The sequence below is a fragment of the Sphingomonas sp. Ant20 genome, assembly GCF_000783375.1.
GTDB classification, from domain to species: Bacteria; Pseudomonadota; Alphaproteobacteria; order Sphingomonadales; family Sphingomonadaceae; genus Sphingomonas; species Sphingomonas aerolata.
In genome coordinates this window covers 1-14821 of the sequence record NZ_JRVI01000052.1, presented here as the reverse complement: position 1 = coordinate 14821, position 14821 = coordinate 1, and the positions used below count along the sequence as shown (strand labels likewise).

10 protein-coding genes and 3 pseudogenes are annotated in these 14821 nt (G+C 67.6%); 7 read left to right on the top strand and 6 right to left on the bottom strand.

All coding sequences use genetic code 11. From position 1 onward, the window contains the following. Positions 1 to 1184: PepSY-associated TM helix domain-containing protein (locus tag NI18_RS09070; RefSeq protein WP_037529594.1), on the bottom strand; the 1184-nt coding region annotated here is incomplete at its 3' end. Between the two features lie 185 nt (positions 1185 to 1369). Here NI18_RS09070 and NI18_RS26780 point away from each other — a divergent pair. Both NI18_RS26780 and NI18_RS26775 read left to right on the top strand, forming a co-directional pair. Then, on the top strand, positions 1370 to 2062 hold the full coding sequence (locus NI18_RS26780; RefSeq protein WP_306286321.1) for an amidohydrolase family protein: 693 nt from the start codon (positions 1370 to 1372) through the stop codon (positions 2060 to 2062). A gap of 8 nt (positions 2063 to 2070) precedes the next feature. Continuing rightward, positions 2071 to 2679 carry an amidohydrolase family protein gene (locus NI18_RS26775; protein WP_306286320.1) on the top strand — a complete coding sequence of 203 codons (609 nt, stop codon included), beginning with the start codon at positions 2071 to 2073 and terminating at the stop codon, positions 2677 to 2679. A 52-nt stretch (positions 2680 to 2731) separates the two neighbouring features. Here the strand turns inward: NI18_RS26775 and NI18_RS09060 are convergent, their stop codons facing one another. Then, complete coding sequence (locus NI18_RS09060) at positions 2732 to 3067, bottom strand: hypothetical protein (RefSeq protein WP_037529591.1); 336 nt, start codon at positions 3065 to 3067, stop codon at positions 2732 to 2734. Positions 3068 to 3263: 196 nt separating this feature from the next. Here NI18_RS09060 and NI18_RS09055 point away from each other — a divergent pair, with 196 nt between their 5' ends. The 4 genes from NI18_RS09055 to NI18_RS09040 are packed head-to-tail and all read left to right on the top strand — an operon-like array spanning position 3264 to position 7607. After that, on the top strand, positions 3264 to 4415 hold the full coding sequence (locus tag NI18_RS09055; protein WP_037529588.1) for a fumarylacetoacetate hydrolase family protein: 1152 nt from the start codon (positions 3264 to 3266) through the stop codon (positions 4413 to 4415). Further along, positions 4412 to 5224 (top strand): SDR family oxidoreductase, encoded by an 813-nt coding sequence (locus tag NI18_RS09050; RefSeq protein WP_052149092.1) that lies wholly within the window; start codon positions 4412 to 4414, stop codon positions 5222 to 5224. Before NI18_RS09055 ends, NI18_RS09050 begins: the two co-directional genes overlap by 4 nt. A gap of 3 nt (positions 5225 to 5227) precedes the next feature. Next, positions 5228 to 6106, top strand: a complete 879-nt coding sequence (locus NI18_RS09045; RefSeq protein WP_037529585.1) for an SMP-30/gluconolactonase/LRE family protein — start codon at positions 5228 to 5230, stop codon at positions 6104 to 6106. 55 nt (positions 6107 to 6161) lie between these two features. Beyond that, on the top strand, positions 6162 to 7607 hold the full coding sequence (locus NI18_RS09040) for a sugar porter family MFS transporter (protein WP_042467329.1): 1446 nt from the start codon (positions 6162 to 6164) through the stop codon (positions 7605 to 7607). A 79-nt stretch (positions 7608 to 7686) separates the two neighbouring features. Here the strand turns inward: NI18_RS09040 and NI18_RS09035 are convergent. Continuing rightward, positions 7687 to 9398: pseudogene (locus NI18_RS09035) on the bottom strand (IlvD/Edd family dehydratase). Positions 9399 to 9738: 340 nt separating this feature from the next. On the opposite strand from NI18_RS09035, the gene NI18_RS09030 reads away from it, so the two are divergent. Then, entirely contained in the window at positions 9739 to 10218 is a 480-nt protein-coding gene (locus NI18_RS09030) for a globin domain-containing protein (protein WP_157840508.1), read from the top strand. A 37-nt stretch (positions 10219 to 10255) separates the two neighbouring features. On the opposite strand, the gene NI18_RS09025 is transcribed toward NI18_RS09030, so the two are convergent. From NI18_RS09025 to NI18_RS09015, 3 genes and pseudogenes are all read right to left on the bottom strand, one after another. Beyond that, a complete protein-coding gene (locus NI18_RS09025; protein WP_037529597.1) occupies positions 10256 to 11548 on the bottom strand; it encodes an MFS transporter in 1293 nt (430 codons plus the stop codon). Then, positions 11545 to 12758: pseudogene (gene manD, locus NI18_RS09020) on the bottom strand (D-mannonate dehydratase ManD). Before manD ends, NI18_RS09025 begins: the two are co-directional and overlap by 4 nt. A 9-nt stretch (positions 12759 to 12767) precedes the next feature. Then, positions 12768 to 14821 (bottom strand): annotated as a pseudogene (locus tag NI18_RS09015) (glycoside hydrolase family 3 N-terminal domain-containing protein); the annotation flags it as partial.

Here is a 14821-nt window from a genome sequence, read left to right as displayed (position 1 = left end):
CGCGGGCGCGGTACCACGACCGCCGCCAGCGCCCGCTTGGTCCGCCGGCGGCTGAGATACAGCAGCAGGCCGGTGACCGTGAACAGCGGCATCGTCAGGCTCGTCAGGAACAGCGCGATCCGTCCGGGCAGACCGAAGAATGCCCCCGTGTGGAGCGGGTAGATGCTGGTCGCGATCGTCTCGCCAACGCCGCGCTCGGCATAGCGCTCCGCCTTGGTCAGCGCGCCGCTCCGCGCGTCGAAGCGAAGTTCGTCGGTCATCCGGTCGGACCGCGCGCCCAACGGCACCATTCGCATCGTCACCGGTGCCGCGCCCTGCGGGACCGTGATCGTCACCCGGTCGAAACGCGAACCCTCGCTACGCCGGAACCCCGCCCAGGCCGGGGCGATCGGTCGCGACTCTTCCGCCACCTCACCCCGGTCGCCGCGACGGCCACCCGGCGCGCGCCCCTCGCGCCCGCCACGTTCCGGCCGCTCGGTCGTACCGGTCAGCATGTACCGCGCACCCCGCTGATACCAGTCATAAGACCACCAGAGGCCGGTCGCCGCACTCAGCAGGTAGAAGACGAGCACCCAGCCGCCGATCACCGCATGAAGCGCACGGTACAGGTTGCGCCCGGTCTTGCGCAGATCGAGCACGAACCACGCCCGCCAGTCGAGCGGGTGGCGCGGCCAGCGCAGATACAGCCCCGACAGTGCGAAGAAGACGAGCGCCAGCGCGGACAGGCCGGTCAGCTGGCTGCCGATGCCGTTTCGTCCGCCCGGCAGCGCGAGCCAGCGGTGGAGGTTCTCGATCGTGCGAAACACCCCCGCGCCGGTGGCGGTGCCGAGCAACCGGCCGGTCCGCGGATCGATATAGCTGCGCTCGCCACCGCGCTGGCCCTTCTTCGCGGCGAAGCGAACCTGCGCTGCGAGCGTGGGATCGCGCGCGATCGTCAGGTCCTGCACCCGCTTGCCGTCGCGCTGCGCGGATGCGGCCCGGACCAGAGCATCGGGCGACAGCCTTGCCGCATCGCCCGCCCCACTTGGCAGCGGTGCGAGGGTCACCACCCCCGGGCTGAGCGCCGCCATGATCTCGTCCTCGAACGCCATCGCGGCGCCGGTCACGCCCATCAGTGCGAGCACGAAACCCGCGGTAATCCCCAGAAACCAGTGCATCTGGAACAGCACGCGGCGCAGCGTCATTGCGCGCAGTCTCGAACGATCATCATCTGCCTTCAGCCCCCCAGATCACGGATGCCGCACTATCACGTATTGCTATTGGTTCTCAAGTGCAGCTTTGAGCGGGTGTTGGCGGACGGTCGTCCTCACGCATCGACGCTTGCCCGGACGTCGCGGATCGGCAAGCATGGACTAAAGGGGAGAGGTACATGAAGACCGCGATACTGGTCGCGCTGGCTGCGGCGACCGCAATTCCGGCCGACGCGCAAACGGCGCCACCAGCTGTGACCTATATCCAGGCCGGCACGCTGCTCGATCGGCCGGGCCAGGCGCCGCGCGGCGCGACCACGATCATCGTCCGCGACGGCAAGATCGTCGCGCTGCGTGACGGGTTCGTGCCGCCGGAGGCGGGCGCGACGCTCGTCGACCTGCGCACCGCGTTCGTGATGCCGGGCATGGTCGACATGCACGTCCATCTCTGGGGCATCGGCGGCGACCCGATGCGCGCGCGGCTCGAGGCGATGACCCGCGACCGGTTCGATGACGAGATGACCGCGGTCGCCAATGCACGGCAGACGCTCGCCGCAGGGTTCACCTCGGTCCGCGATCTTGGCGGCGATCCGCGCGGTATCCGAGCTTTGCGTGACGCGATCGATGCAGGCGCGATCGAAGGTCCGAGCATCACCAATGCCGGCGAGATGATCTCGGTCACCGGCGGTCATGGCGATGGCGGCAACGGCCTCGCCGAGGAATTCGCCAATATGGTCCATGGTCGCGAGGTCAATGTCTGCAACGGGCCCGATGACTGCCGCCGCGCGGTCCGGGCACAGGTCGCGCTCGGTGCCCGCGTCATCAAGTTCGCGGCGACCGGCGGCGTGCTGTCGAACGCAGCGGCGGCCTAGGCCGCGCGATGACCCCGGACGAGATGCGCGCGATCATCGACACCGCGCACATGCTCGGCCGCAAGGTCGCGGCGCACAGCCACGCGACCGAGGGAACCCGCGCCGCGCTCGAGGCGGGGGTCGATTCGATCGAACACGGCACGTTTCTCGACGACGAGACGATCCGCCTCTTCAAGACCAGGGGCGCCTATCTGGTGCCGACCGAGATCGCACCGGTCGCGGCACTGGCGCAGGCACGCGGCGGCGCCCTGCCCGCGGCCACCATCGTCAAGGCCGAGTCCGCCGCCGCGGCGATGGCCGCCAGCCATCGCCGTGCCTATGCGGCCGGCGTCAAGGTCGCCTTCGGTACGGATACCGGCGTGTCGAAGCACGGCGACAATGCGACCGAATTCGCGCTGCTCGTGCAGAACGGTCTTACCCCCGCACAAGCCATCGCCGCGGCGACGAGCGGCGCGGCGGATCTGCTGGGGCGGGACGATATCGGCACGCTCGCGCCCGGCAAGACCGCGGACATCATCGCGGTGCGGGGGTCCCCACTCGACGACGTCAACCGGCTAACGCAGGTCGATTTCGTCATGCACCGCGGAGTCGTGGCGAAGGCGATCGCGGCGAAGTGATCGTCATGCGGCGGCGGCCCCTGCGCATCGAGCGCGCCGCCGCCGTAGCGGCTCAGGCGGTCAGTTGACGCCGCCGGACGTCGCCGAGCAGCGCTTCGGCGGCGGGGTCGCCGACCTCGCCTTCCGTCGCGCGATAGGCGGCAATTACATCGGCATCCGACGCCGCGGCCAGCAGGCCCCGGACCTCCGCGTCGAACGCATCGACCTCACCCGCCGCAGCATCGGCGGCGTCGTCGCTGCTGATCGCCGGTGCGTCGGCGGGCGACGGTTCATGCGCCATGATCGCGTCCTGCTTGAACACGTCAAAGGCGTCTGCGGCCTCGTCACGCTCGACAAAGGCGATCTTGAGCGAGGTGAGCAGATCGAGCGGCGATGCGATATTTTCCATATGCTCACGGTAGGCACGGGCCCGCGAATGGCAAGCGCGATCGCGTCTCAACGGGACAAGTCCGTCGCTCGCTGGCCACGGCGCGACGCGCGTCCCGAAGCGGGGCAGCCTATTGTACGATCAATCTCGTCCGCGTCTCTTGACGACCGGGCAATGGCCTATACGATAGCGGTAACATGAGTGGAGAGGGAAATTGATGTCGCATATCGCCGCGCCGGTCCTGTCGGCGTTGCCTGCGGACTGGCGCAACGCGCTGCTGCTTGGCCGGGTTGATCTCGGCGACGGCCCCACGCCGATATTGGTAAGCCGCGGTGAAGTCTTCGACATGTCCCGTGTCGCACCGACCGTGTCCGCGCTCGTCGCGGGCGGCACGTTCGACACGGCAGCCGGGCAGTCGCTCGGCACCCTCGAATCGCTCGACCTGTCCGCGGCGGTCGATGCGCCTGCGCGCCTGCTGAGCCCGATCGACCTGCAATGCGTCAAAGCCGCCGGCGTGACGTTCGCGGTGTCCGCGATCGAGCGCGTCATCGAGGAGCGTGCGCGGGGCGATGCCTCCAAGGCGGTCGAAGTGCGTGGCCGGCTCGAGGCCCGGATCGGCGGCAGCGTCCGTTCGGTCGTGCCGGGCTCCGCCGAGGCGGCGGCGCTCAAGGCGGCGCTGATCGAGGACGGGATGTGGTCGCAGTATCTCGAGGTCGCGATCGGCCCCGATGCGGAGATCTTCACCAAGAGCCCGACGCTCTCGACCGTCGGCTGGGGTGGCCCGATCGGGATCCGGTCCGATTCGACATGGAACAACCCCGAACCAGAAGTCGTGCTGCTGGTCGATGCAGACGGCGCGATCGTCGGCGCGACGCTCGGCAACGACGTCAACCTGCGCGATTTCGAGGGCCGTTCCGCGCTGCTGCTGAGCAAGGCCAAGGACAATAACGCGTCCTGCTCGATCGGGCCGTTCATCCGCCTGTTCGACGACGGCTTCTCGCTCGACGACGTCCGCGCGAGCGACGTGACGCTCAAGATCGAGGGCGAGGACGGCTATGTGCTCGACGGGCATAGCTCGATGCGCGAGATCAGCCGCGACCCGACCGATCTCGTCACGCAGGCGATGAGCGAGCATCATTACCCGGACGGCTTCGTCCTGTTCCTCGGCACGCTGTTCGCCCCGACCAAGGACCGCGACGAACCCGGCCGCGGCTTCACGCACAAGATGGGCGACGTCGTCACCATCTCGAACCCGAAGCTTGGCGCGCTCGTCAACCGTGTCACGACCTCGCGCGATGCGCCCGCATGGACGCTGGGCATCGGCGGACTGATGGCCAATCTCGCGCGTCGCAAACTTCTCGACGCATGACCTACGATCAGACGGAGACTCCCGTGTTGCAGCAGACCAGCGCCGGTGAAGGCCGCGCCATCTATCCCAGTCTCGCCGGCAAGCGGGTCCTCGTGACCGGTGGAGGATCGGGCATCGGCGCAGGTCTGGTCGAGGCGTTCGTCGCCCAGGGTGCGCGCGTCGCGTTCGTCGACGTCGCCGACGAACCCAGCCAGGCACTGCTCGAGCGCCTCGCGGTCGATGCGGCCCATGCGCCGATCTATCATCGCTGCGACCTGACCGACATCGATCAGCTGAAGACGGTGTTCGGCGCGCTCGAGCAGGCGCTCGGCGGGATCGACATCCTGATCAACAATGCGGGCAATGACGACCGGCACGGCGTCGACGAGGTCACGCCCGCTTATTGGGACGAGCGGCTGAACGTCAATCTGCGACACCAGTTCTTTGCAGCCCAGGCCGTCGTCCCTGCGATGAAGCGCGCCGGCGGCGGCACGATCCTCAACTTCGGGTCGATCAGCTGGCATCTCGCGCTGCCCGATCTGGTCCTGTACCAGACGTGCAAGGCAGCGATCGAGGGTCTGACGCGCGGCCTCGCGCGCGACCTCGGCCGCGACGGCATCCGCGTCAACACGATCGTCCCGGGCAATGTCCAGACGCCGCGCCAGGAGAAATGGTACACGCCCGAAGGGGAGGCGGAGATCGTCGCCGCCCAGTGCCTCGACGGCCGGATCCAGCCGATCGACGTCGCAGCACTCGTGCTGTTCCTCGCATCGGACGATGCGCGGATGTGCACCGGGCACGATTATTTCATCGACGCGGGCTGGCGCTGAGCCATGGATAGCGAAGCTCGCCTGCTCCACTCGGTCGGCGCCGAGCTCGGTGAAGGACCGGTCTGGTCGGCGCGCGACAAGGCGCTGTGGTTCGTCGATATCAAGGCGCCCTGCGTCTATCGATATGATCCCGCGTCGCATGCGCTGGATCGTTTCGACGCGCCATCGCATGTCGGCTGGATCCTGCCCGCACAGGACGGCCTGTGGGTCGCCGGGCTCGCCAAGGGCCTTCACCGCTTCGATCCGCGCGACGGCAGTTTCACGCTGATGAACGGCATCGAGGCGGAGCTGCCCGACAACCGCCTCAACGACGCCGCGGTCGATCCCGCCGGCAGGATCTGGTTCGGGTCGATGGACAACAGGGAAGTCCACCCGACCGGCCATATCTATCAGTGGCACCGCGGCGCCGTCAGCAGGACCGCCGTGCCGCCCGTCGTCATCACCAACGGCCCTGCCATCTCGCCCGACGGGCGCACCGCCTATCTGGTCGATACGCTGGGCCTGTCGATCGCCGCGCATCCGATCGGTCTCGACGGCACGATCGGCGAGGGTCGCCCGTTCCTCAAGTTCGACGCGAGCAAGGGTTATCCCGACGGCGCGATATGCGACGCCGGCGGTGGCGTTTGGGTCGGATTCTACGGCGGCTGGGCGGCACGACGGTTCGCCCCCGATGGCACGATGACCGACGAAGTGCGCTTTCCCGTCTCGAACGTCACCAAGATCGCGCTGGGCGGGGACGATGGTCGCACCGCCTTTGCGACGACCGCGCGACAGGGACTGTCAGCCGAGCGCCTCGCCTCGCAACCGCTCGCGGGCGACATCTTCACGTTCCGGACCGACATTGGCGGCATTCCCGTCATGCCGGTCAGCTTGGACCTTTAATCTCTAGACCTTGAACACGCCAACAGAGCGTGCATCATCAGGAAGGACGTCACTAATGAACGGCACGGCTACAGCCAGGGCCACGGGCTCACCCACCGATACGGGGGGCGTCAACAGCGCGCTGATCGCCCTCATCGTCGCGGTGGCGACGATCGGGGGCTTCATGTTCGGATATGATTCGGGCGTGATCAACGGCACGCAAAAGGGGATCGAGGCGGCGTTCGACCTCGGCAGACTGGGCATCGGCATCAATGTCGGCGCGATCCTGGTCGGATCGTCAGTCGGCGCATTCGCGGCGGGCCGCCTATCCGACGTGATCGGCCGTCGCAACACGATGATGCTGGCCGCAATCCTGTTCATCGTCAGTGCGCTCGCAGCGGGGGCGGCGAACTCGTCGTTGCTGTTCATCATCGCGCGGATCATCGGCGGGTTCGGCGTCGGCGCCGCCAGCGTGACCTCGCCGGTCTATATCTCGGAAGTCGCACCGGCCAATATCCGCGGACGACTGACCAGCATCCAGCAGGTGATGATCATCTCGGGCCTGACCGGCGCGTTCGTCGCGAATTTCGCGCTCGCCCGGTTCGCCGGCGGCTCGACCGCCGAGTTCTGGCTTGGGTATCAGGCCTGGCGCTGGATGTTCTGGCTTCAGGTGATCCCCGCCACGATCTATTTCGTCGCGCTGTTCTTCATCCCGGAAAGCCCGCGCTACCTCGTCGTGAAGGGCCATGACGCCCGCGCCGAAGTGGTGCTGACCCGTCTGTTCGGCGCGGCCGAGGCCCGCCGCAAGGTGGCCGAGATCCGCTCTTCGCTCGCGGTCGATCACCACAAGCCGCGGCTGTCCGATCTGGTCGACAAGACCACCGGCAAGATCCGTCCGATCCTCTGGGCGGGTATCGGCCTCGCGGTGTTCCAGCAACTCGTCGGCATCAATGTCGTGTTCTATTACGGCGCGACGCTTTGGGAAGCGGTCGGCTTCACCGAGGACAATGCGCTCCAGATCAACATCCTGTCGGGCGTCCTGTCGATCGGTGCCTGCCTCCTGACGATCGCGTTGATCGACCGGATCGGGCGCAAGCCGCTGCTGCTGGTCGGGTCGGCCGGCATGACGGTCACGCTCGGTATCGTTGCCTGGGCCTTCTCGAACGCCGTGCCCGCCGCCTCGGGCGTCGGCGTCACGCTGCCCGGCAATACGGGGCTGATCGCCCTCGTCGCCGCCAATCTCTACGTGATCTTCTTCAACGTCAGTTGGGGGCCGGTGATGTGGGTGATGCTGGGCGAGATGTTCCCGACGCAGATCCGCGGCTCGGCCCTCGCCGTCGCGGGGTTCGCGCAGTGGATCGCAAACGCGCTGATCTCGGTCAGCTTCCCGTCGCTCGTCCTCTCGCCGGGGCTGGCCTTCACCTATCTCGGCTATGCGATCGCCGCGCTCGTCTCGTTCTTCTTCGTCCGCGCCGCGGTCACCGAGACCCGGGGTCGCGAACTCGAAGACATGACCGGCTGAGCCGGACCATGAAAAAGGGCGGGCGGGAGGTGTTCCTCCCGCCCGCCCCATTTCGGCCTATCGGTGGCGCGCTCGGCGCCTAGTGATTGTGCCGCGGCGTCTTCGCGGCAATCCCGCGATACTTCACCGCAAAGTCCAGCACCCCGCCCTGCGCCAGCTGCCCCGTCTTTTCACGGTACAGTTCCTCCCAGGGCGAGTTGCTCGGCGGGATCGGCGGCGCAGGCTCGGTCTTGCGACGGGCGATCTCGTCTGCATCGACCAGCGCGTCGCAGGTCCCCGCGACCAGATCGATCCGGATCATATCCCCGTCACGCAGCCAAGCGAGTCCGCCACCGACCGCGCTTTCGGGCGACACGTTAAGGATCGACGGGCTGTCCGACGTGCCCGACTGGCGTCCGTCGCCCAGCGTCGGCAACGTCAGGATCCCCTGCTGGATCAGGCGTCTGGCGGCTGCATGTTGACCACCTCGGCCGATCCGGGCCAGCCGATCGGACCGGATCCGCGGATCACCAGGATGCACCGCTCGTCGATCCCCAGCGCGGGGTCGTTGATGCGGTGGTGATAATCGTCCGACCCGTCGAACACGACCGCGCGGGCCTCGAACCGGTTCTCCGCCCCCGGCGTCGAGAGATAGCGCGCGCGGAAGGAGTCGGAGATCACCGACGTCTTCATGATCGCATGATCGAACAGATTGCCCTTGAGCACCAGGAACCCGGCATGCTCCATCAGCGGCGCGTCGAGCGTGCGGATCATCTCGCGGTCCCGCGTCACCCGACCCGTCAGATTGTCGCCCAGGCTCTGCCCGGTGATCGTCAGGCAGCTCGTGTCGAGCAGCCCCGACTCGGCCAGCTCGTGCATCACCGCAGGCACCCCGCCCGCGCGGTGGAAGCGCTCGCCGAGATACTTGCCCGCCGGCTGCATGTTGACGATCAGCGGCACGTCATAGCCGTGCGTCGACCAGTCACTCATGTCGAGCGCGACCCCGGCATGCTGCGCCATCGCCATGATGTGCGGCTGCGCGTTGCTCGACCCACCGATCGCGCTGACGACGCGGATCGCGTTCAGAAAGGCTTCGCGCGTCAGGATCTTCGACGGGCGAAGATCCTCATAGGCCATGTCGACGATCCGGCGTCCGGTCTCGAACGCCATCTGGCCGCGTTCGCGGTACGGCGCGGGGATCGCGGCGCACCCGGTCAGCGACATGCCGAGCGCCTCGGCGACGGCGTTCATCGTCGAGGCCGTCCCCATCGTGTTGCAATGTCCGGCCGATGGCGCGCTGTCGGTGGCGCGGGCCAGGAACTCCTCCTCGTCGATCTCGCCCGCGGCCAGCTTGCGCCGGCTGCGCCAGATCACGGTGCCCGAGCCGACGAGTTCGCCATCATGCCATCCGTCGAGCATCGGCCCGCCCGACAGGACGATCGCGGGAATGTCGACGGTCGACACCGCCATGATCCCCGCGGGGGTCGTCTTGTCGCATCCCGTGGTCAGCACGACCGCATCGATCGGATAGCCGTACAGCGTCTCGACCAGCGTCATATAGGCGAGGTTGCGGTCGAGCGCCGCGGTCGGGCGACGGCAATTCTCGAAGATCGGGATCGTTGGGAATTCCATCGGGATCCCGCCCGCGGCGATGATCCCGTCGCGCGTCCGCTTGGCGAGCTCGACATGGATGCGGTTGCAGGGCGACAGGTCGCTGCCGGTCTGCGCGATCCCGATGATCGGCTTGCCGCAGCGCAGCTCGGCGGGGGTGAGCCCGTAGTTCATGAAGCGTTCGAGATAGAGCGCCGTCATGTCCGAGCGGGCGGGGTCGGCGAACCAGTCGCGCGAACGAAACGGCCGTGCCGGTACGCGATCCAAAGCTTCTCTCCTCCAAGTCAATCCGATAGCGCTACCTTTACCTGCCGAACAGTCAAGCTCGGCGCGCCCCCTTGTGGCGAAACTCCCGCCGCAACGGGATCGCCGTACGACGATTTGAGGTTCGTGCCGATTGTAACACACATGCAACATGGCGGATTGACGCTCGATCGTGAAGCTGTTGAAACCGGTACATAATCGTGCGGGTCGGGAGAGCCGGAATGCGACAGGTCACAGGCATGTATGCCATATCGCCACGATTGCCGTCGGGCGAGCCGTGTACCGGACGCTCCATCTCCGGGTCACCCCGGTCGACCGGCCTCCTGGTGAACCTCGTCCGGTGACACCGCGGCAGATCGATCTCGTCCGCGACAGCTTCGTCCATATCCTGTTCGCGGCGGACGAAGCCTCGACGATCTTCTACGACCGACTCTTCGCGCTCGCCCCGGAATCGCGCGCGCTGTTCACGAACGACCGCACAGTCCAGGGCCGGCTCTTCATGCAGACGCTCGCCAAGATCGTCACCGGGCTGACCGCGTTCGAGGCGATGCGTCCTGAACTGAGGGCGCTGGGCCGACGCCATGTCGCGTATGGCGCCAAGGATCATCACTACGCCATTATCGGCGACGCGTTGCGCCATGTCGTCGCGCAGTTCGCCGGTGCGGACTTCGATCCTGATACCGACCGAGCCTGGCAAGACGCCTATGGTCTGGTCGCGCAGGTGATGATCGAGGCTAGCCACGAGCCGCACGAATAGCCGGCCGGGACGTGCCGCGAAGCACGCGCCGCCGGCATCACCCCAAGCGGTCCGGGGCCACCGGCGCATAGTGCGGCACGACGAGATGGATGACGGCGAGCGCGACGAGATAGGCACACGCCGCAACGATGAAGATCAGTTGATAGCTGCCGACAGTCTCGAGGATGCGACCCGCGAACTTCGCCATCAGCATGCCTCCGATCGCGCCCGAAAGGCCCCCCAGCCCCACCACCGACCCCGTCGCCCAGCGCGGCAGCAGGTCGCCCGGCAGCGCATAGAGATTGGCCGAGAACCCCTGATGCCCGGCACAGGCCACGCCGATCATCAGCACCGCCCACCACATGCTCGGCACCTGGGTCGCGAACGCGATCGGCACCGCACACAAGGCGCAGGCGAACATCGCGGTCTTGCGTGCGCGATTGACGCTGTAGCCGCGTCCGATCAGCCGCGACGAGAACCAGCCGCTCGCGACCGACCCGACATCGGCGAGCAGATAGACCGCGATCAGCGGCGGGCCGAAGGCGAGCATCGTCACGCCATATTGCCGGTTGAAGAAGTCCGGCAGCCAGAACAGGAACGTCCACCACACCGGGTCGATGAGGAACCGCCCGAGGATATAGGCCCAGGTCTGGCGTTGCCGCAGCAGCGTCCGCCACGCGACGGGCCGACCGGGTTCGACCGGCTCGCTCTCGATATAGGCGAGCTCCTCGGCCGTGACCCGGGGATGCTCGCGGGGGCGGCGGTAGAAGCCGAGCCAGACGATCAGCCAGACGATCGTGAGCAGCCCGGTCAGGATGAATGCCCAGCGCCAGCCCATCGTCACCGCGATGATCGGGACCAGCAACGGCGTGAGGATCGCGCCGACATTCGACCCTGCGTTGAAGATGCCGATCGCGAGCGCCCGCTCGCGCCGCGGAAACCATTCGTTGGTCGCGGCGATCGCGGCGGGGAAGGTCCCGGCCTCGCCGAGCGCGAGCGGAATCCGCGCAAGGATCATCCCGCTGGTCGAGGTGAAGAAGACATGGCCGACATGGCCGAGCGTCCACAGCGCCACAGCGAGCGCGTACCCGATCCGCGCGCCGAGCCGGTCGATGAGCCGGCCGAAGACGAGATAGCTCAGCCCGTAGGCCGCCTGAAACCAGATGGCGAGGTCAGCATAGCCCGTCTCGCTCCAGCCATAGCGTTGCTGCAGATCGGGCTTCAGCGTCGGCAAGACGAGCCGGTCGACATAGCTCAGCACCACCGCCGCGAACAGCAGCGCGCAGACGATCCACCGGACCCGGCCCCGCGGTTTCTCGACCTCGGCGGGGCTCGTTCCGTCGGCGCTCACCAGTTGCACAGCGTGCCGTCTTCCAGCCGCGCGACCGGAAGATAGGCGCGCCGATACTCATGGGTTTTGGCCAGCGCCTCGTCGATATCGACGCCGAGGCCCGGCGCCTCCCCCCGGATGCATCATGCCCGCATCGAAGCGATAGGCATGGGGGAAAGACCGCGTCGGTCTCGTCCGTGTGCGGCATATGCTCCTGGATCCCGAAATTGGGGACGGAGAGCCCGAAGTGCAGCGCGGCGGCCATCGCCACGGGAGAAAGGTCGGTCGCGCCGTGGCACCCGGTCCGGATATGATAGAGGTCGGCGAGCGCGGCGATCCGGCGCAGATGCGTGATACCGCCCGCATGCACGACGGTGGCGCGGATATAGTCGATCAGCTGGTGCTCGATCAGGTCCTTGGCATCCCAGATCGAATTGAACACCTCCCCCACCGCGATCGGCGTCGTCGTGTGGTGACGGATCAACTTGAACGCCTCCTGGTTCTCGGCAGGCGTCGGGTCCTCCATCCAGAACAGGTTATAGGGTTCAAGTGCCTTGCCGAGACGCGCCGCCTCGATCGGGGTGAGCCGGTGATGGATATCGTGGAGCAGATGGACGTCCCAGCCCATCGCCTCGCGCGCCGCCTTGAACAGCTCGGGGACGACGCGGAGGTATTTCTCGGTCGACCACACGCTCTCGCTTGGCAGATCCGCATCGGCGGGTTCGTAGCGTGCGCCGTGCTTCGCGACGCCATAGGTCGAGGCGAGCCCGGGCACGCCGCATTGCAGCCGGATCGCCTTATAGCCCTTGGCCTGCTCGGCTTTCGCGACCGCGATCGTGTCGTCGATCGTCGTGCCATTGGCGTGGGCATAGACCATGCACGCGTCGCGCGCGGCGCCGCCGAGCAGCTGATAGACGGGCATCCCCGCCAGCTTGCCCTTGATGTCCCACAGGGCCGTGTCGACCGCGGCGATCGCCGCCATCGTCACCGGGCCACGCCGCCAATAGGCACCCTTGTAGAGAAATTGCCAAACGTCCTCGATCCGGTGCGCGTCGCGACCGATCAGGCATGGCACGACATGATCGGTCAGATAGCTCGCGACGCTGAGTTCGCGACCGTTGAGCGTCGCGTCGCCGAGCCCGGTGGTGCCGTCGTCGCACTCGATCTTGAGGGTCACGAAGTTGCGCCCGGGGCATGTCACGATGACGCGGGCATTGACGATCCTGGGCATGACGATCCTTCAGGCGATTTCGAGAATAACGGTCTTGAGGCGCGTCGAGTCGGCACCAACGGAAATGTCGAACAGACCCGGCTCGACCACCTCGCGCATCGCGATGTCGAAGAACCGGAACGCGTCCGGGCCGAGCGTGAACTGGACCGTCCGGCGCTCGCCGGGGGCCAGCGTCACGCGTTCGAAGCCCTTGAGCTCGAGGATCGGCCGCGCGACGGACGACACCTGATCGCGCACATAGAGCTGGACCACCTCGTCGCCCGCGCGCGCACCGACATTGGCGACGTCGACCGAGACCGTGACACTACCGGCGATCCCGATCTTCGCGGACGACAGGCGCGGCGCACCGATCTCGAACTTGGTGTAGCTGAGCCCGAAGCCGAACGGGAACAGCGGCGCGGTCGTGTCGAACAGATAGCCGCGGCGCGCCGAGGGCTTGGCGTCGTAGAAGACCGGCAGCTGCCCCGTCGACCGCGCGACCGTCACCGGAAGCTTCGCACCCGGATTGATGTCCCCGAACAGCGCCTCCGCGATCGCGGTGCCCCCCTCCTGCCCGACATACCAGCATTCGAGCACCGCGTTGGCCTGCGCCGTCACGCTCGGCCAGGATGGCGGGCGGCCGTTGATCGCGACCACGATCACAGGCTTCCCCGTCGCCTTCATCGCGGCGAACAGCGCATTCTGCTCGCCGAGCAGGTCGAGACTGGTGCGATCGCCGAGATGCGTCTTGGCATAGCCTCCCGGCTCGTCTGCTCGGTGTCGCCGACCGCGAGCAGGATGACGTCCGCGGTGTTGGCGACGGTTACCGCCTCGGCGATCAGGTCTCGGTTGCGCGCAGGATCGGCCAGCAGCACTTCGTTGGCGGAGCGGTCCTCGCTCTGCGTGATGAAGACGCCCTGCGCGTGCACGACTTCGGCCTTGCCCTTCAAGCGCGCGCGAACCCCCTCGAGCAGCGACACCGTCGCCTTGGGGATCGACGAATAGCCACCGAGCCGCGCGACCGCTGCGTTCGGACCGATGACCGCGACGCGCTTGTGCGCCCCCGGGCTGAGCGGCAGGACGCCGTCGTTCACGAGCAGCGCGATCGATCGCCGCGCCGCCTCGAGCGCCAGCGCGCGCGCCTCCCCATTGCCGGTCATCCGCGCCGCCGCCTGCGGATCGACGATCGCCTGTTCGAACATCCCCGACCGCATCTTCAGCGTCAGCATCCGCCGGCACGCGGCATCGACCGCCTCGATCGCCACTCGGCCGGCGCGGACCTGATCGGCGAGCGAGCGATAGGCCTCGCCGTCCGGCAGGTCCGAATCGACGCCTGCCGCCAGTGCGAGGCGCGCCGCTTCAGCCTTGTCCGCGGCGATGTGGTGGAGCGATGCGAGTTCGCCGATCGCCGCATAATCGCTGACGATCGCGCCGTCGAAGCCCCATTCGCCGCGCAGCACGTCGTTCAGCAGCCAGCGATTGGCATGGCTCGGGACACCGTCGATCTCGTTATACGACGGCATCACCGCGCCGATCCCGGTCCGCGCGACGACCGCGCGAAACGGCGGGAAGAAATTCTCGCGCAGTTCGCGTTCGGCGATCGGTGCGGGGGCGACATTCTCGCCGCTTTCGGGCTGGCCGTGCCCGGTCATGTGCTTGAGCGTCGCGAACACCTTGCTGGGTGCCAGCGTCTTGCCCTCGCCCTGCAGACCGATCACCGCCGCGACGCCCATTTCCCCGCACAGATAGGGGTCCTCGCCGAACGTCTCCTCGATCCGGCCCCAGCGCGGGTCGCGGGCGATGTCGACGACCGGCGACAGCGCCAGCACCGTGCCGTGCGCCCGCACCTCGCGCGCGATCACCGCGTTGACCCGGCGGACGAGGTCGCGATCGAACGATCCCGCCAGCGCGATCGCCTGCGGGGAAGCTGGTCGCCTCCGGCGCCATGAAACCGTGCAGCGCCTCCTCGTGGAACAGGATCGGAATGCCCAGCCGCGTGCGGGTCGTCGCCCAGCGCTGCGCCGCGTTGACGAACGCGATCGTATCCGCGGCGCACGCCAGCGGCCGGTCACGGCGGCCGCCGT